Source organism: Rickettsia endosymbiont of Hedychridium roseum (genome assembly GCF_964028255.1).
GTDB lineage: Bacteria > Pseudomonadota > Alphaproteobacteria > Rickettsiales > Rickettsiaceae > Rickettsia > Rickettsia asembonensis.
This window is the reverse complement of sequence record NZ_OZ034753.1, coordinates 1,367,076-1,385,479: the sequence shown is the minus strand read 5'-3', so window position 1 is coordinate 1,385,479 and position 18,404 is coordinate 1,367,076. Positions and strand designations below refer to the sequence as shown.

Below are 18,404 nucleotides of genomic sequence, written 5' to 3'. Positions count from 1 at the left end.
CTTAAGTTGTCCCTTTATAATCAAAACTCAGAACTTAGGTTCTGTGAAAGAGCCAAAATAGATTAATTAATAATTTGTAATACTTTAAATAATGTTCCCATTTGTTTTGGGGATATTAGCCTCTCTACTTGTTTTTCTATTATCCCTGCTTGCTCCTTGCTAAGCTTATCTTGCAATGTTTGTTTGCGTAATAAGATTCCGTTTTCTATTAAAAAATCTCGTTGCGATATTGTATCTATTACATTTATTTCACTATTTTTATCTACTGTTTTTAATGTATAAAAATCCACATGTGCCGATAAATCAGCTTCTCCAAGATTTTCAAGGATTGGGCAATATTTATGGTTTTCAACCGCTTGTAATGTTGGATTATACTGATATCTAGTTCTGTTACCCGGAGCTAGATCATAGCCGTAATCTATTATTAAGCAGCTGCCGCTTAGTTTTTTTAGATGTTGTGCTATAAATTTTATAATTTCTATTGAGTTATAAGATTCTTCAAGCACTGCTCCGTCTTTTGCTTCAATATGAGTACGCAGCAAATATTCTTGTAATTGCTTATTAATGCTTATTTTATCGTATTTAATTCTGCCGTCTACCGGTTGCACTACAAATATTCTTTCATACCATAATTCCTTGACTTTAATATATTGCTTTATCGGCATAGCATCAAAGAATTCATTAGCTATTATTATAGTAGGTTTTTTTTGTATATCTTCTACAAATGATCGATGGCTAATCGGTAAATTAATATCTTGTAAATTAGCCTTTTGATGAGCAATAAAATTTTGATTAATTTCTATTAGTTCAATTGATAAAGCTTTGTAAAATTCTGGTACTAATTTTGCAGTGCGTAGTAAATCACGCATTAATAGACCTCGACCGGGACCAAGCTCAACCAAACTAAGACTTTTTGGGCAACCGATTCTTTGCCACTCCTTGATACACCATAAGCCGATAATTTCACCGAATAGCTGCGAAATTTCAGGAGCTGTAACAAAGTCCCCTTCGCTAGCCAATGATTTTACTTGCTTATAATAGGAAGTAGGATTTGATTGTAATACTTCCTGCATGAGAACATCGCAAGTAATATAGCCGTTTTGTTCAATTGATTGTCTTATTTTGGATTCGATTGACATATTAAATAACTTCCTAAAAGTAACATAGGTACAGATAAGATTTGTCCCATAGTTAAGCTATCTAAAATAAACCCGATTTGTATGTCTGGTTCTCTAAATATTTCAATAGCGATTCGGAAAAGAGCGTAAAATATTAAAAATATTCCTGAGTTTAAACCGTACTTTTTAAGAGTTTTGTGCTTAAATGTTGCATACGCTAAGATACAAAATAATACTAAACCTTCAAAAAAAGCTTCATATAATTGACTAGGATGTCTTGGCATCAAATCACTATTAGGAAAAATCATACCAAAAGAAGAATTTGTAATACGTCCGTATAGTTCGCCGTTAATAAAATTAGCGATTCTACCTAAAAATAATCCGATAGGTACTACAGGGGCTATTATATCTGTGAGACTTAAAAAATTAATTTTATATTTTCGACAAAACAAATAAGCAGCAATAATCACCCCTAAAGCTCCGCCATGGAAAGACATACCGCCTTCATAAGTTTTTAAGATATCTATTGGATTTGAAAAATATCTAGAAGGGTTATATAATAAAACAAATCCTAGTCTGCCTCCGACTATTATGCCTATAACGGCATAAGTAATGAAATCTTCTAGATTTTTTTTAGTAATTTGAGGTTTAAATTTTTCTATAATTTTGTTTGCATAGAACCAACCTAGCAAAATTCCTACTACATATGAAAGAGAATACCAAGAGACAGCAAGTGGACCTATAGAGAAAATAATTGTATTGATATTAGGAAATGTCATAATAAGTTATTTAATTCATTTAACATCTGAGTTACGGAAAATTACGTAAGTAATTGACGAAGCAATCCGGTTTTTTATTATTTTTATGGATTGCCACAGCCACTTCGTGGCTTCGCAATGACAGTATCTATATTTGGTTAGCAATACCAAGTTCTTTTGAGTTAAAATTATTGATAAAAATAAAATTCTTAGTAATAATAAAAAAGATTTATATTTATAATAATAATGATAGGTAAAATATGCAATATTTAATGGATCTATATCATACCTCAAGTACTGAGTTAGTATTATTGTTTGTTATGTTAGTATCTCTTATACCGGTGATAGTTCTAATTAAAAGATTAATTTTTATTCCTGTAAAAAATTATTTAACTAGACATCATTATGATGATTATGAAAGGATACTAAAAAAATATCCTATATTTCGTTATTTATTAAACACTTTATTAGCACTTTACTTTATAGGTTGGGGAAATGTTTTTCATCCTACTTCTTTTAAAGCACATGTATTACTGGGAATCAAAGATACTATAGTAATCTTATATACTAGTATATCCGTGACGATGTTATTATTAACGCTTATAGATGCTTTTGCAGATTTATATAACAATAGGATCAAGGCCGTTACAAAAAATGCACCGCTTAGCTTATATTTTCAAATATTAAAAATTATTGTCATAGTTATTGCAGCAATGGTAACTATTTCATATATATTAAATATTTCGCTTAGTACATTCTTAACAAGTTTAGGTGCAGCCGCAGCTCTTTTAACATTTGTTTTCAAAGATACCGTTTTAGGATTACTTGCAAGCTTGCAACTAACTACTCAAGAAATTATTAATATTGGAGACTGGGTACGTATAGGCGAAATTGAAGGAACAGTTGAAAAAATTACTATTTCCGTAGTAACAATTAGGAATTTTGACCAATCTATTTCTACAGTTCCTACTTACAGTGTTTTAAATTCTAACGTAACTAATTATAGAGGAATTAGTGAATCAGGAGCAAGAAGGGTAAAGAGAGTATTTAATATTAATATGGCAACTATTAACTTCTGTGATGCTACTATTTTAAAAGAACTAAAAAAATCTCCTTATATATCAAAGGATGTAATAGATAAAATAACTCTTGATAAAGAAGAGAAAGATTTAACCAACATTAAACTATTCAAATTATATATTCAGGAATATCTAAAAAATAATCCAGCAGTTTATACCGAAGGATTTACTTTTCTAGTAAGACAGCTTGAACCTACGATTAATGGGTTGCCTATAGAAATATATATCTTTGTTAAAGAAGTGAATTTAGTAGGTTATGAAAATATACAAGATAATATTTCTGAACATTTAATTTCTATACTTCCTGAATTTAAATTAAAAATATTTCAGAATGTAGGAGTGGTATAATATATCTGAAGTTAAATTTGTATCCAAGATAATGGTATGGACCTACCCTATATACGGAATCGATAAAAAATGTTATCGTTCTAGAGTAGGAAATTAATCCTAGATAACAATAAGGAGGTCCACAAATGGAAGTTAGCACAATTGGCATAGACATTGCAAAAAGAATTTTCCAAATTCATGGAGTAGATAAAAACGGGAAGACAGTATTAAAGAAAAAATTAATGAGGGATCAAGTATTAGGTTTTATGGTTAATCTGCCAAAATGTTTAGTAGGTATAGAAGCTTGTGGCGGGGCTAGTTATTGGGCAAGGGAGATAGTAAAATTAGGGCATGAAGTTAGGTTAATAGCACCGCAATTTGTAAAACCATATGTAAAAACTAATAAAAACGATCAAGCTGACGCAGAAGCAATTTGTGAAGCAGTGACAAGACCAAATATGAGATTTGTACCAATCAAGAGTATAGAGCAACAAGATATTTTTATCAATTCATCGGGTGAGAGCTAGATTAGTAAAAAACCGTACTGCACTAGCCAATGAGATTAGAGGCTTGTTGCATGAATTTGGTTTAATCATTCCCCAAGGGATAAATAAAGTTATCAGTACATTAACAGAGATTTTAGATAGTGGAGCTTTAAGCCAACTTAGCTATCAAACGTTTAGCGAGTTGAAAGAAGAATTTATAGATAATAATAAAAAAATAACAGAGTTAGAAAAACGATTAAAAATAATAGCTGGTGAATTGGATAAATACAAACAATTAACAGTTATACCTGGTATAGGTTTAATTACCGCTACGGCATTAATAGCAGTGATAGGTAATGCTAAATATTTTGAAAACGGCAGACAATTCAGCATGGCTTGGCTTGGTACCAAGACAGTATTCAAGCGGAGGTAAAGAAAAATTATTAGGTATTAGTAAGAGAGGTGATATTTACTTACGTACTTTATTAATTCAAGGAGCAAGGGCGGTTCTAAATGCTAAGCGAAGAGTTACAACTGAAGTACAAAAGACTAATAAAGATTTTAGTAAATTTACTGACTGGATGTTTAATTTATTAGAACGACGTGGACATAATAGAACTACTGTTGCAGTAGCAAATAAACTGGCACGGGTAGTATTTGCAGTATTACACACCGGTAATGATTATGATGAAACTAAAGTTTGTAGCTAATAAATTAATAATGCTTAGTTAAATATTAATAACGAATATAGGATAATATAGAGATTCTAACCTTGAATATGCGTGAGACGATAATATTGATGGTAAATAAGACAAACCTTAACCTACAAAAAAACTGAGGGCATCCAAGGCTCTAATGAAGTCGACAAGATGATAAGTTAAAAGTTTGTAGGTAGCGGATTCCATCAGGGCTATAGGGTTATTGATTTACTAGCTATAAGCCGGATACATGGCTGCATTTGATTTTTTTACTATATTATTTTTTTCTTGCATTGCGGGATAGGTCCATACATGGAATCTTGGATACTCACTACTTTTGAAAGAAAAGAAGTATATATACTACTTGATTATTTTCTCTAAATGCTTTAAAACTTAAAGCTTTAAAAATATGAAAATTTAAGACCTAGGAATGAATAATAATATAATTAATTTAATAGCCGCTATTATACTGTCTTTAAGTATAATTTTCGGTTGGCAATATTTTGTTGTAAAACCTGAACAAAAAAAACAGCAACAGCAAATAGCAGTGCAGAAAGCAGAAAATTTAAAGAAACAACAGTTAAAAGCTTTAGTAGAACCTGCAACTGATATTGTTGTTCAAGAAGAAAGTCAAGTACAGCGTATTAAAATAGAATCTGAATCACTCACCGGTTCTATTTCATTAAAAGGACTTAGATTTGACGATTTAATATTAAAGAAATATAAGCAAGATTTATCTAACAATAGTCCTGAAGTGAGATTATTTTCACCGGCTAATACAGAAAATGCATATTTTGCTGAAATTGGTTTAGTTAGTAATTTATCTAGTGTAAAACTCCCTAACAACGATACTATATGGAATAGTGATAGTGAAATATTAAGCCCTGAAAAACCTGTTAATTTATTTTGGGTTAATGAAGACGGAGTTAAATTTTTAGTTACTATTACTGTCGATGAAAACTATTTATTTACTATAGGACAAACCATAGTTAATAATAGTGATAAAGAACTTCCTGTGCAATCTTACGGTTTAATAAACCGTAAATATATTGCCGTAGAGAAAGCAGTGAATATATTACATCAAGGACCTATCGGGTGTATAGACGAGAATCTTAAAGAATATTCGTATGATGATATTAAAGATAAGAAAAGTGAAAAATTTGCAGCAAGTAAGGTTGACTGGATAGGAATTACCGATAAATATTGGTTATCTTCCTTGATTCCGGATAAATCAAGTAATTACAGCTCGAATTTTAATTATGCTCTTAAGCAAGGGACTGAAAGATATCAGGTAGATTTTATTTCACCGGTACAAATAATAAAGCCCGGTGAAAATTTCTCCATTAAAAGCAGAATTTTTGCAGGAGCAAAAAAAGTAGATTTGCTTGATAAATATGAAAAGCAATATGATATTAAATTATTTGATAGAGCTATTGATTTCGGCTGGTTTTATATAATTACCAAACCGGTTTTCTACGCCATGAATTTTTTCTATGGCTATGTCGGTAATTTCGGTGTTAGTATATTAATTGTTACGGTTATAATTAAGCTATTAATGTTTACTTTAGCCAATAAGTCTTATCGTTCGATGAAAAAAATGAAAAATTTACAGCCGGAAATCGATAGGATAAAAGATTTATACAGTGATGATAAAGCACGTTTAAATCAAGAAATAATGGCTTTATATAAAAAAGAAAAAGTAAATCCGGTAGCGGGTTGTTTACCTATACTTGTTCAAATTCCGGTATTTTTCTCTATCTATAAAGTATTGTATGTAACTATTGAAATGCGGCAAGCACCGTTTTACGGCTGGATTAAAGACTTATCTGCCCCTGACCCTACTACTATTTTTAATTTATTCGGCTTATTACCGTTCTCGCCGCCATCATTTTTAATGATTGGAGCATGGCCTATTTTAATGGCTATTACTATGTTCTTACAGCAAAAAATGAGTCCTGAACCTGCAGATCCGATGCAAGCTCAAGTAATGAAATTTATGCCACTAATTTTTTTATTTATGTTTAGTAGTTTTCCTGTTGGGCTTTTAATATATTGGTCTTGGAATAATATTCTATCCATAATTCAACAATATTATATTAATAAATTTAATTAATTAATGAGAATAGATAAAAATTTACCTAATTATCTAACTATTGCTCGAATAATGGTAATTCCGGTTATTATACTGGCATTTTATATAAATAATTCACTTGCACGTAAACTTGGAGCATTATTATTTGTTTTAGCTAGTATTACGGATTTTTTTGACGGTTATATTGCAAGAAAATATAATTTAGTTACGAGCTTTGGCAAGATATTTGATCCTATAGCAGATAAGCTACTAGTAGGTTGCGTTATTATAATGCTACTAAAAAAAGATAACGTAGATGAGATACCTTGTCTATTAATTTTAGCACGAGAATTTTTAGTTAGCGGTCTTCGGGAATTTTTAGTTTTAGTAAAGGTTAGTGTGCCTGTATCGAGACTCGCTAAAGTAAAAACGTTTTTACAAATGTTTGCTTTATCGATATTGATACTAGGCTCCAAAGGTTCAGGAATTATTTATTTAGATATAGTAGGGGAAATAATTTTATGGATTGCCGCTTTTTTAACAATCATTACAGGTTATTCTTATTTTAAAGCATGTAAGAAATATTTTTAAATAGGAGAATTTTATGATATATGTAAAATATATAATTTTAGGGTTTATTATGGTGTCTAGTTTAAATCTTTACGCTGCTAACAATGATATAATTGCCAATAAGAAAGTTGTAAAGGTAGAAGTAAGTAATGAACATTTAAAAACATTAAATGAAGCTTCTACTCTTTTAATTAGTTGTGTAGATTTTAGATTAATAGATGAAACAGATAAATTAATGAAGCAATTAGGGTTAGAAGATAATTTTGATAAAGTATCACTGCCCGGTGCATCGCTTGCCCTCGTTAACAACAAATATACTTATTGGGGAAAAACAATAGAAGATACTATCGAGATTTTACAAGAATTACATAACATCAAACAAATTGTTTTTCTTGATCATAGAGAATGTGGAGCTTATAAAATACTTATAGGTCAGGAACAGCTAAATACCAAGGAAAAAGAAACGGCAGCACATGCAGAAATTTTAAACAAGGCCCGTGATATAATAAAAGAAAAATTCCCCCAATTAAAAGTTTATACTTTTTTAATGGGTCTTGATGGTGTAGTAGAGCAGATTTATGAAATACCTAGCTAAAAGCGGAGTTGTTGTATGACTCGCTCTTATGTCATTCCTACGAAAGCAGGAATCTAGGCTTCACCACTGTCACCCTGTGGCTTGACCTATATATAGTACCGGGCAGTTTTTAAAAAACTCTCGATGTCATCCCCGCGAAAGCGGGGATCCAGGCTAAAAAATCTTAATTTTAAAGATTTTTTATTATATCATTTTTTCAAGGTAAAACTTTAAAAAAGCTTTAAAGTACTGGATTCCCGCTTTTGCGGGAATGACATAGGAACAGGTTTTATCTACCCATACCATACAACTACAAGTTCACAAAAATAACAGATTTTATTTTGTATCTGTATCCTTATTATCTTTAGAATTAGCAGTATTATTTGGAGAGTCGTCTTCTGTAGGTAGTTTAGAGATGGATAGTTTTTGTTTATATTTTTGCTGCTCTGCTAAAAAATTTTGAGCCTCTTTGGAAAGGCTATTATATAGTTCACGTTTCTTCTTATTAATATCGACTATTTCTACTCTATATTCTTGTATTTCCTTGCGTACTTCCGGTTTTATAGTACCGGCATAAGCAGAAAAATCATCTATAATTTTTTGTGTTGTAGCGTCGTTGGTTTTTGCTGCATCTTTTTTTGAGTCGTCAGAAGTTGTACTATTGGCAAAGCAGCTTGTACTAAGTAAAATAGCTATTCCAAATATTATTTTTTTTATCATATAAACCTTAAGCCTTATTCTTAATAAGTGATATTGTTGTGTGGATACCTATGTCATTCCCGCAAGGCATTGTTGCGTAGACTGGTAAAACCTACTGTGTCACCCCGTGGCTTGCTAACTAGGTCCGTAAAAACAATAAAAAATACTAATAATTTTAGTATTTTAACTGGATACCGTGGTCAAGCCACGGTATGACAGAGGTAAAACTGATCCACGCAACAACACTTTCCCGCGAAAGCGGGAATGACATAAGAACCACGCCTATGCTTGTACGCAATGATGACTACGGTATCTACGCAAAAACTTCTTAATAAGTAGACCATTTTTAAGTCTAATAGTCAATGAAAAGATATAATAGAAATTATTTGTATTTTATTGTTTGGTGAGTATAAATATACTAATAGTTGGGAATAAATATAAAATTATGAAAAATATACAATATTATAATAATAATGCTCAAGAGTTTTATAACAGAACAATCAATGCAGATTTATCTGATAATTATAAAGAATTTATTAGCTATTTGCCGAATAAAGCTCATATTCTAGATGCTGGTTGCGGAGTTGGTCGTGATACAAAATATTTTTTAAGTCAAGGCTACTAAGTTACTGCTTTTGACGGTTCAACCGAAATGGTGAAATTAGCCACAAAAGAAACCGGAATAAACGTACTGCACTCAACTTTTCAAGATATCGATTTTAAGGAGTCGTTTGATGGTGTTTGGGCTCAAGCAACTCTCCTTCATGTACCTTATAATGAAACAACCAATGTTTATAAAAAAATTCACGCTGCATTAAAGCCAGAAGGAATTTTTTATGCTTCTTACGGATATGGTTCAGATATTATACAACGTGATGCTCGCGATTTTTACAATATGAATGAAGATACAATAAAACCTTATTTTGGTGGGCTGTTTGATATAGTTAAAATATGGACGGAAAAGAGTAAGAGATTCTCTCCAAGTAAAGAAGCATTATGGTTAAATTTTATTGTAAAAAAAAGTAAAACAATATGATTAGATTAGTTTATTTATTTCTTGCTTTAATAATCAGTTTTAAAATATACGCAAAGGAACATGAAGGCTTAACCTATAATCGTTATGAGCAAGATAAGCATGTTATTCATGTGTTAACTATTGATCCTAAGAATTTTGAGTTAAAACTAGTTAAAGCTCACAATCAGGTTATAGGCAGAGAAACAGTAGACGCTATAGCACGCCGCACTAATGCAGTTGCTGCTATTAATGCCGGATTCTTTGAGATTGCAGGTAGCGATGACGGTAGACCTAGCCTTACCTTAATGGTTGACGGTAAGCTATTTAGTCTTAGAAAACAACTACAAAGCTTGCTAATTATAGCTCAGGACAATATTCAAATTACCAAGGCTAGTGCAAAAATTTCTGTAGATATAGGAGATAAATCGATTATTCCAAATCAAGTTAATTATTTTTCAAATCCAAAAGATATTACCTTCTATAATGATGTGTGGGCATCTACTACATTAACTCCATAACTAATAAGGAAATCTTGATTGATCAGAATTTGATTATTATGGACATAAGCAATCATGGTGATAATCAAATTCCGCAAAAAGGTTTTGTAGTATCTTTTCCAAAAGAAATAAGTTTGCCGATAGTAAAAATAGGGGATGATGTAAAGCTAAATTTAGAATTTATCGATAAAGACGGTAAGCCTATAAATTTAAGCAAAACTGCTTCAGTAGTAACCGGTATTCCCATATTGGTTCAAAACGGTAAAAATGTTATAGATAATCCAAAGCAAAATAATCCGGCTCATGCTCGTACTGCTTTAGGAGTGCGTAATGACGGTACTATAGTTATAGTTGTAGCCGAGCATATTTATAAGCAACACATAAAAGACCTTAAACTTGCACAAGTTAGATCAATTCTACAAAAAGAGAAAGGTATAACTTTTGAAAAATTAACAATTCCCGAAGCGTTAAAAATTTTAGAAAAACATCTTGTTAATGATACTGTGATAGGGCTAACTAAAACAGAGCTTGCAGATTATATGTTAAACCTTGGATGTGAATCGGCAATCAATTTGGACGGCGGCGGCTCTTCCACGTTATTTATGGGCGGAAAAATTATAAATAATGTTACAGGCGATGAAGATGAAGCTTTAGGCGAACATACAATACGTCCCGTATCCGATGCAATAGTTATTATACCAAATAATATAGACTGAATTTATGCGTTTCCTAATTATAACTTTATTTTTAACACAAACAGCTATAGCAAGGGATTGCTCGTTACCGAATCAGTGGCATAAATTATGTTCCATCTTAAACTTACGAGTAAAGCAAACTGCTCGAAAAATGAAATTACAAGAATCGAGTGTAAAAAGCTTAGAGAAATTTTTAAATGCTACTAATTATAATTTTGTATATTTACCTATTTTACAAAATAACTTGCCGAAAACTACCTTAGAGTTATTAATAGCGATCAATAAAAGTGGCTTAGACATAAAAGAAGCCGATTTAATGGCAAAATATCTACAGGAATTAGTAGGATTTTATAATTTCCAAAATGTTGCAGCATTTGATGAAAATACTTCTCATATTATAGGGCGGCAGTGGCATGAGATTGATTATTCAGGCGAAGGCATGACTTGGCAAGGTCGAAAAGCCAAATATGCTCGTTACGGTATAACAGATTTCAAATCTGTAGATTGCCTGAAAAAGTTTTTTAAAGTAGAATCAAAGCTGCCGTATTTTACAAAAATATATAAGCCTCAAATATTAAAGAAATAGGCATTATTGCTGTGTAGATGTATATGCCGTCATTGCGAGAAGCCGTAGGGGTTGTTGTGTGGATCGTTTTATGTCATTCCCGCGTAGGCGGGAATCCAGCGTAAAGCGAGATAAATCGAGCTTTTAATTTCAAAAATTTGCTGTATTTATACTTTTTTTTCTGGATTCCCGCCTACGCGGGAATGACATACTAAATTTTAGCTAAAATGATATTTATAAAGCTTAGAGAACTCAGACAAGCCTAAGATTTTATATTTTCCTGCTCCATAGCTTTTTTACGTTTTTCTAAATATTTTTCTTTTGTCATTATTTTTTCGGGAGCTACATAATCTAAAAATACTTTTCCGTTTAGATGATCGATTTCATGCTGGATAACTCTTGCTAAAAATCCTTCTGCGATGCCTTGGATTTGATTTCCATTTATATCATATGCGTGATAATGAATCTTTTTGAATCTTGCAACTGGACCTGTAGCATTTTCAACAGAAAAGCATCCTTCGTAATCTTCATGTTTATCAATACCTATCGGTTTATATGAGGGATTAATCCATATAGTTTTAGGTATTGTATCCGTAAGGTCAGGACGCCATTTTTTTAACTCTTCATTTTCATGTACTGCAAATATTATTATACATTTTGATATGCCTATTTGCGGTGCGGCAAGCCCTGCACAATTTTCTTCTTGATCATATTTCTTCTCTAATATAGATACATCACGTAAGTCTTCTGCAGATAAAGGGAAATCTAAAGTTTTTGCCTTTATTCTAATAGTTTTATCTTCTGAACTATTTAAGGTTTGAACATTCAAAGTTACATATTGCGGTAATGAAATATTATTTTCATTTTTCATATTACTTTTACAACCTGTTATGAAAATTATAGCAGTTAATAATAGAGCTATTTTTAATTTGGACATATATTTTATGGGAATTATATATTTGTATAACCTATATTTTCTTTTTATTTACCCAAGATGTAAATTCAGACATACTAAAAACTTCTATTAAATTACTGCCAACTTGAGCCTTTAGCCATTTCAAGGCTTCTTTTTTATATCCATTACCATCAATTATTATTATAGTATCGTAAATTCCTTGTTCTTTTATGTTTAACACAAGATAAGGATATTTTTCATCAACTGAACCTCCTGATTGTTGCCACTTAGATTCTATTACTAGGCAATTGGGGTGACGTTCTGGATGATATAATATAAAATCGCATTTCCATTTAGTACCATAAATACTTTTGCCAACTTCAAACTGTCTAGTATAATAGGCTGTTTAAGGATCTTAGCTGCACTAAATCTTTTATTAGGTACAAAACAATACCCTTCTCTTTTTAGTCGATCCTGTATAAAAATCTCAAGTTCGTTTCCAGTTTTATTAGCTTATAAAATTTCAATTTGTTTTACCATTGTACTAATAATTTCTTATTAAAACTTCATTAGTTCTTTGCCTACTGTCGGATTTACAATTTATGCTTCTTGGTGCATTTACTATATCTATACTAAAAGACTTATATAAGTTCTTTATAAAATCGCTATCTGAATTTGAAAGCATAAAATATACACCGTTCTTATGTAATTCTCTGCATTTTTCATAAAGCTTAATCTGATCTGCTTCTGTAAAGTCAAGCTTTGTATATTTTGTAAATGAAGTATGATTAATAGGTTGATATGGCGGGTCTATATAAACGAAATCTTTAGGCTTAGGCGAAATATTGCCGAAATCCTGATATATTATTTCAGCATTTTGCAAAGCTTTACTACACGCAATTATATTATTCTCATCAAGAATATTAGGATTAATATAAGCTCCCATCGGGACATTGAATTCTCCTTTGCTATTTACTCTATAAAGACCATTATAACAGGTCTTGTTAAGGTATATGAAACGTGCTGCTATCTCAATAGGGTTATCGCTATTTGCGTTCTTTCTAACAGCATAATAATAATCTTGAGAGTGATTAGCTTTATGCTTAGCTAATAGCTCAATTAATGCTCGAGCTTCATCCTTAATCACCTTGTATGTAATAATCAAATCTAAGTTTATATCTGATATAATAGTTTTGTCCGGAACGAGTGCAAAAAAAGTGCTCCTCCTCCTACAAAAGGCTCATAATAATTATTGTAACTAGCGGGTAAGCGTAAGCACAACTCTTTGATAAGGCTTCTTTTTCCCCCTGCCCATTTTATAAATGGTTTAGGGATTGTATCTTGAAGCAAGTATTGAAAAGAGTATAGAGTAGAAAATAAGGAGTGATACCGTTTAACTGGATGGATCATAAAAGATCGAAGGAATCTAGGTACACACCTCATAATCTACAAAGTGTTGTAGTACGAACGGTAGGATGGTCCTGAAGAGATCGAATTTATAATCCTGTAATCGCACTTTGAACAACGTTAACAAGGTATCAGAAATGACAGAAGAAAACAAGTTATTTATAGGTATAGATGTATCAAAAGCAACATTAGATATATCTATGAATAAAAAACATTATAAAATTAAAAATACAGATGAAGCAATAACTGATTTTATAAAATCAGTTATTGCTTCTAATAAAATTAAGCTTTGTGTATTAGAATCGACGGGAGGTTATGAGCGTCTTGTAATGAAGAAGCTTCAAGAGTGGGATATTGCGGTACATAGAACACACCCAAATAAGGTATATGCTTTTGCTAAAGCTAGTAACCATTTTGCAAAGACTGATAAATTAGATGCGATATTACTAGAGAAATACGCTATTTTTGTTTCTAATGAAGAAAAAGGCGATGCTATTCTTTCTGATTTACAGTGTGAATTGCAATCCCTAAGGCTAGTAGAAAAGAGCTTAGAAGAAGAGCTACATGCTAATCAATGTAGAGTTAAGATTTGCACGGGTAAGAGTAAAAAATATTTAGATAAACAAATAGAATTTATCAAAGAGCAACTTAAGAAAATTAAAGCTGATATTAATAAGTTGATAAAAGAAGATGAGGATTTAAGCTCTAAAAGCAAATTATTAACAAGTTATAAAGGCGTAGGAGAAAAGACTGCAAATACTTTATTAATAGACGTACCTGAACTTGGTAAGTTAAATAATAAAGAGATTGTAAGCTTAGTTGGGGTAGCACCTAAAACTAACCAAAGCGGTCAAAAAACTAAAATAGCTAAGATTAGCGGTGGTAGGTTTGGTGCTAGAAAAGCTTTATATATGGCGGCACTGGTTGCTATGCGATATAACTGTAAAATGAAGCAGTTATATGAACGTTTAATTGCTTCAGGCAAAAAAGCTAAAGTAGCTTTGGTTGCCGTCATGCGTAAAATTATTATTTGTTTAAATTCTATGCTAAAACATAACGAAATTTATCAAATTTAACGCTTTTTACTCTTGACTCTTAAGACGGTAGATTCCGTCTTCTTCAATCTCTGGAGAATTAATTTTTAACGGAGCTTGACCTATCATTGCTAAAGCCTCGTTAAAAGATAATTCTTCGTTTTTAACTACTTTGAGTTTGATACCGAACTACCAAGGGTTTATAAGATAAATAATGAAAAATCTTTTGGTTGCCGCAATGTAGACAATAAGCTCCGTTAGCCTAACGTATATAAGTAAAATAATCTATGCACTTTTATTCAGTTAGGTAATTTTTCTAATAAATCAACAACACTTTTAAAATCTAACACTTAACTATACTCGTACAGTATTATATCGAAAAAATTTAGGTTATACAAATATATAACTGCCTAATTTTATTGTAATAATTTATAAATAGAAAATTATAGATAGAAATTAAAATCAAGTAAATAAATTATCATATTTCTTTTATACATCTCAGAGTTAATACATTTTATTTAATTTCCTTTGAGAAAAAATCAATAGGTTTGACTTTTCTAACATATTCTAGTATAATATTTATCTTCAAAATAAATAGAAAAATTTAATTTATGAGTACTCCCAAAAGTGACAATTATCTCTCGGAACTAAGAAAGGTAATTTGGCCTATAGAAAGATATGAAAATAAGAAGTTTCTTCCTATGGCGTTTATGATGTTCTGTATTTTATTAAACTACTCAACGCTTCGTTCAATTAAAGACGGATTTGTAGTAACGGATATAGGGGCAGAAGCAATAAGTTTCTTAAAAACATACATAGTACTACCTTCTGCCGTAATCGCTATGGTAATTTATGTTAAGCTCTGCGATATTTTAAAGCAAGAAAACGTATTTTATGTTATTACTTCATTTTTCTTAGGGTATTTTGCGTTATTTGCGTTTGTTCTTTACCCCTACCCTGATTTAGTTCATCCTGATCCTGAAACCATAGAATCTTTAAGTTTAGCTTACCCTAATTTTAAATGGTTTATAAGAATAGTTGGGAAATGGAGCTTTGCATCTTTTTATACTATGGCAGAGCTTTGGGGAACAATGATGCTAAGTTTATTATTTTGGCAGTTTGCTAACCAAATTACTAAAACCGATGAAGCTAAACGTTTTTACTCAATGTTTGGTTTACTTGCTAATTTAGCATTGCCTGTAACATCCGTGATTATTGGATATTTCTTGCATAAAAAAACTCAAATAGTTGCAGAACATCTAAAATTTGTGCCTTTATTTGTTATAATGATAACAAGTAGCTTTTTGATAATATTAACATATAGATGGATGAATAGAAACGTTCTAACCGATCCTAGACTTTATGATCCGGCATTAGTAAAAGAAAAGAAAGCTAAAGCTAAAATGTCATTAATAGACAGTTTTAAAATGATCTTTACCTCTAAGTATGTAGGTTATATTGCATTGTTACTTATTGCTTATGGTATTTCAGTAAACTTAGTTGAAGGCGTTTGGAAATCCAAAGTAAAAGAATTGTATCCGACGAAAGAGGCTTATACTATATATATGGGTAAGTTCCAATTTTATCAGGGTTGGGTTGCAATTGCTTTCATGCTTATAGGTAGTAATATTTTAAGAAAAGTATCATGGTTAGCTGCAGCTATGATAACTCCATTAATGATGTTAATTACTGGTGCAGCGTTTTTTGCATTTATCTTTTTTGATAGTGTTATTGCTATGTATTTAACAGGTATTCTTGCTTCAGGTCCTTTAGCACTTGCTGTTATGATCGGTATGATTCAAAATGTTTTAAGTAAAGGTGTAAAATATTCTTTATTTGATGCCACTAAAAACATGGCATATATTCCGCTTGATAAGGATTTACGAGTAAAAGGACAGGCTGCTGTTGAAGTTATCGGAGGAAGATTCGGTAAATCGGGTGGTGCTATTATTCAATCCACATTCTTTATTTTATTTCCCGCATTCGGTTTTGTTGAGGCAACACCATGTTTTGCTTCTATATTCTTTGTAATAGTAATATTATGGATATATGCCGTTAAAGGTTTAAATAAAGAGTATCAAGTTTTGGTAAATAAAACTGAAAAATAGAGTTTGTTAAAATAAAAAAGCAAGTTTCTAAGAAACTTGCTTTTTTATAGTCGGAGAGTTTATAATATGATAGATACAAAACCCAAAATTAAAACTCCAAGGTCGCCATATGTAAAAAAATATAATAGTTGGCGAATAAGGATTTTGTATTCTATTATTATAGGTTATGCGACTTTTTATTTTTGTCGTCAGAATTTTAATATAGCAACACCTGCTATAAGAGAATATTTTGGGGTTACTAAAACACAAATTGGTTGGATATTAACTGCTTCATCTATTATGTATGGAGTTAGTAAAGCTTGTAACGGGTTTATTAGCGATAAAGTTAATGCTCGGATATTTATGGTTTTGGGTCTTTTATTTGTTGGGGTCATTACTATTCTAATAGGTTTTGCAGATTCTTTATGGCTTATAGGAATTTTATGGATAGCCAGTAACTGGTTTCAATCTATGGGTTGGCCTCCTGCAACAAAAATGCTTACTCACTGGTTCGCTTCAAAAGAACTTGGAACTAAATGGGCTATGGGTGCAACTTCTAATCAAATAGGTGGTGCCCTTGCTATGATAAGCTGCGGTTATTTAATCGATAAATTTGATTGGAGAGCCGCTTTTTTCGTTCCCGGTGTAGTTGCTTGTGTAGTATCGCTTTTTTTATATAATAGGCTTCGTAATTCTCCAAAAGAAGTAGGTTTATCTACCGTAGAGGAATATAAAGAATATCCACCTGAAGCTATAGGGGATTATGAGAAGCTATTAACTCCTCAATTACTTAAAATGGTCTTTTGTAATAAGCTAATATGGTATGTTTGTTTAGCAAACATGTTTGTTTATATAATACGTTCCGGAGTAATTTATTGGGCTCCAACATTTTTAAAAGATTTACGTAATATAAGCCTTGCAAATGCAGGCTTACAAATCGGTTTATATGAAATGATAGGTATCCCAGGGGCATTAATAGCAGGTGTTTTATCTGATAAACTATTTCAAGGTCGTCGAGGTCCTGTTGCATCCATATGTATGGTATTGCTTAGCTTATTGTTAATCTTGTTTTGGAAAATTCCTATTCAAAGTGAATTATTAAGTATAGTAATTCTTTCTTTAATAGGCTTTTTTGTTTCAGGACCTCAGCTTCTTGTAGGTATAGCAGCTGCTGATTTTAGTACTCGTCAAGCTGTTGGTACGGCTAATGGATTATCAGGGTTATTTGGTTATTTAGGAGCGGCTATTGCGGGAGTCAGCATAGGATGGATTAGCGATAATTACGGTTGGAATGGGGTATTTATATTTTTCAGTATTTCTGCTCTTTTAGGAGGAGGGTTATTTGCTTTAACATGGAATCGTTCAGCTAAAAAATAAATTTAACAATTATATAAATAGGTTACAAAATGACAATACAATATACTTTTTCAATGATTAAGCCTGATGCTATCAAGAGGAATAAAATAGGACAAGTTGATACTTATTTGGAAAATGCAGGCTTAAAGATAGTAGCTCAGAAAATGAAATTTTTAACTAAATATGAAGCTGAGTGTTTCTACGATGAACATAGAGCAAGACCGTTTTTTAATAGCTTAGTTGAATATATTACTTCAGGAGCAGTAGTACTTCAAGTTCTTAAGGGGGAAGATGCTATAATTTTAAACCGTACCATTATGGGTGCAACTAATCCTGCTGAAGCTGAAGCAGGAACTATTAGAAAAGATTTAGGCGAATCAATTGAGGCTAATAGTATTCATGGTTCAGATAGTGAAAGCAGTGCGAAAAGAGAAATCGAATTTTTCTTTAACAAATCTGAAATTATAGAATAAT

At 31.4% G+C, this 18,404-nt stretch carries 18 protein-coding genes and 4 pseudogenes; 16 read left to right on the top strand and 6 right to left on the bottom strand.

All coding sequences use genetic code 11. The annotated features are described in order from the left end of the window. Nucleotides 1-62: 62 nt before the first annotated feature. Both AC5587_RS08015 and lgt read right to left on the bottom strand, forming a co-directional pair. On the bottom strand, nt 63-1,139 hold the full coding sequence (locus AC5587_RS08015; RefSeq protein WP_499162397.1) for a class I SAM-dependent methyltransferase: 1,077 nt from the start codon (nt 1,137-1,139) through the stop codon (nt 63-65). Continuing rightward, entirely contained in the window at nt 1,118-1,897 is a 780-nt protein-coding gene (gene lgt, locus AC5587_RS08010; RefSeq protein WP_499162396.1) for a prolipoprotein diacylglyceryl transferase, read from the bottom strand. The genes AC5587_RS08015 and lgt overlap by 22 nt, the downstream gene beginning before the upstream one ends. A 239-nt stretch (nt 1,898-2,136) precedes the next feature. Between lgt and AC5587_RS08005 the strand changes: the two genes are divergently transcribed. The 6 genes and pseudogenes from AC5587_RS08005 (at nt 2,137) to AC5587_RS07980 (ending at nt 7,701) form a co-directional block, all read left to right on the top strand. Then, nucleotides 2,137-3,303, top strand: coding sequence for a mechanosensitive ion channel family protein (locus AC5587_RS08005; RefSeq protein WP_499162395.1), 1,167 nt, complete (start codon nt 2,137-2,139; stop codon nt 3,301-3,303). A gap of 125 nt (nt 3,304-3,428) precedes the next feature. Then, nucleotides 3,429-3,879: pseudogene (locus tag AC5587_RS08000) on the top strand (IS110 family RNA-guided transposase); the annotation flags it as partial. A 234-nt stretch (nt 3,880-4,113) separates the two neighbouring features. Next, nucleotides 4,114-4,477 (top strand): annotated as a pseudogene (locus AC5587_RS07995) (transposase). A gap of 418 nt (nt 4,478-4,895) precedes the next feature. Beyond that, nucleotides 4,896-6,578, top strand: coding sequence for a membrane protein insertase YidC (yidC, locus tag AC5587_RS07990; RefSeq protein ID WP_499162394.1), 1,683 nt, complete (start codon nt 4,896-4,898; stop codon nt 6,576-6,578). Between the two features lie 3 nt (nt 6,579-6,581). Then, on the top strand, nt 6,582-7,127 hold the full coding sequence (gene pgsA, locus AC5587_RS07985; RefSeq protein WP_499162393.1) for a CDP-diacylglycerol--glycerol-3-phosphate 3-phosphatidyltransferase: 546 nt from the start codon (nt 6,582-6,584) through the stop codon (nt 7,125-7,127). A gap of 13 nt (nt 7,128-7,140) precedes the next feature. After that, nucleotides 7,141-7,701: a carbonic anhydrase gene (locus AC5587_RS07980; protein WP_499162392.1), complete on the top strand. Its 561-nt coding sequence runs from the start codon at nt 7,141-7,143 to the stop codon at nt 7,699-7,701. Nucleotides 7,702-8,016: 315 nt separating this feature from the next. Here AC5587_RS07980 and AC5587_RS07975 read toward each other — a convergent pair whose 3' ends face one another. Further along, the gene (locus AC5587_RS07975) at nt 8,017-8,400 is read right to left on the bottom strand and encodes a hypothetical protein (protein ID WP_499162391.1); all 384 of its coding nucleotides are present in this window, start codon (nt 8,398-8,400) and stop codon (nt 8,017-8,019) included. Nucleotides 8,401-8,433: 33 nt separating this feature from the next. Here AC5587_RS07975 and AC5587_RS07970 point away from each other — a divergent pair, with 33 nt between their 5' ends. The 6 genes from AC5587_RS07970 (at nt 8,434) to AC5587_RS07945 (ending at nt 11,172) form a co-directional block, all read left to right on the top strand. Then, the gene (locus tag AC5587_RS07970; protein WP_499163046.1) at nt 8,434-8,595 is read left to right on the top strand and encodes a hypothetical protein; all 162 of its coding nucleotides are present in this window, start codon (nt 8,434-8,436) and stop codon (nt 8,593-8,595) included. A 229-nt stretch (nt 8,596-8,824) separates the two neighbouring features. Beyond that, the gene (locus AC5587_RS07965; protein WP_410527621.1) at nt 8,825-9,004 is read left to right on the top strand and encodes a class I SAM-dependent methyltransferase; all 180 of its coding nucleotides are present in this window, start codon (nt 8,825-8,827) and stop codon (nt 9,002-9,004) included. A 27-nt stretch (nt 9,005-9,031) separates the two neighbouring features. Then, the gene (locus AC5587_RS07960) at nt 9,032-9,415 is read left to right on the top strand and encodes a methyltransferase domain-containing protein (protein WP_499162390.1); all 384 of its coding nucleotides are present in this window, start codon (nt 9,032-9,034) and stop codon (nt 9,413-9,415) included. Further along, the gene (locus AC5587_RS07955; protein ID WP_499162389.1) at nt 9,412-9,912 is read left to right on the top strand and encodes a hypothetical protein; all 501 of its coding nucleotides are present in this window, start codon (nt 9,412-9,414) and stop codon (nt 9,910-9,912) included. Before AC5587_RS07960 ends, AC5587_RS07955 begins: the two co-directional genes overlap by 4 nt. Before the next feature lie 14 nt (nt 9,913-9,926). Continuing rightward, nucleotides 9,927-10,607, top strand: a complete 681-nt coding sequence (locus AC5587_RS07950; RefSeq protein ID WP_499162388.1) for a phosphodiester glycosidase family protein — start codon at nt 9,927-9,929, stop codon at nt 10,605-10,607. Between the two features lie 4 nt (nt 10,608-10,611). Continuing rightward, on the top strand, nt 10,612-11,172 hold the full coding sequence (locus AC5587_RS07945) for a hypothetical protein (RefSeq protein ID WP_499162387.1): 561 nt from the start codon (nt 10,612-10,614) through the stop codon (nt 11,170-11,172). A 241-nt stretch (nt 11,173-11,413) separates the two neighbouring features. Here the strand turns inward: AC5587_RS07945 and AC5587_RS07940 are convergent, their stop codons facing one another. The 3 genes and pseudogenes from AC5587_RS07940 to AC5587_RS07930 all read right to left on the bottom strand — a co-directional run bounded on the left by AC5587_RS07940 (nt 11,414) and on the right by AC5587_RS07930 (nt 13,327). After that, the gene (locus tag AC5587_RS07940; protein ID WP_499162386.1) at nt 11,414-12,088 is read right to left on the bottom strand and encodes a peptide deformylase; all 675 of its coding nucleotides are present in this window, start codon (nt 12,086-12,088) and stop codon (nt 11,414-11,416) included. A gap of 31 nt (nt 12,089-12,119) precedes the next feature. Next, a pseudogene (locus AC5587_RS07935) lies at nt 12,120-12,389 on the bottom strand (PD-(D/E)XK nuclease superfamily protein); the annotation flags it as partial. Nucleotides 12,390-12,590: 201 nt separating this feature from the next. Beyond that, a pseudogene (locus AC5587_RS07930) lies at nt 12,591-13,327 on the bottom strand (DNA adenine methylase). A gap of 263 nt (nt 13,328-13,590) precedes the next feature. Between AC5587_RS07930 and AC5587_RS07925 the strand changes: the two are divergent. From AC5587_RS07925 to ndk, 4 genes are all read left to right on the top strand, one after another. After that, the gene (locus tag AC5587_RS07925; protein WP_499162385.1) at nt 13,591-14,529 is read left to right on the top strand and encodes an IS110 family RNA-guided transposase; all 939 of its coding nucleotides are present in this window, start codon (nt 13,591-13,593) and stop codon (nt 14,527-14,529) included. 569 nt (nt 14,530-15,098) lie between these two features. After that, a complete protein-coding gene (gene tlc1 / locus AC5587_RS07920) occupies nt 15,099-16,595 on the top strand; it encodes an ATP/ADP exchange transporter Tlc1 (protein ID WP_499162384.1) in 1,497 nt (498 codons plus the stop codon). Between the two features lie 66 nt (nt 16,596-16,661). Further along, entirely contained in the window at nt 16,662-17,951 is a 1,290-nt protein-coding gene (locus AC5587_RS07915; protein ID WP_499162383.1) for an MFS transporter, read from the top strand. Nucleotides 17,952-17,980: 29 nt separating this feature from the next. Continuing rightward, nucleotides 17,981-18,403 carry a nucleoside-diphosphate kinase gene (gene ndk, locus AC5587_RS07910; RefSeq protein WP_499162382.1) on the top strand — a complete coding sequence of 141 codons (423 nt, stop codon included), beginning with the start codon at nt 17,981-17,983 and terminating at the stop codon, nt 18,401-18,403. Nucleotide 18,404: the final 1 nt, after the last annotated feature.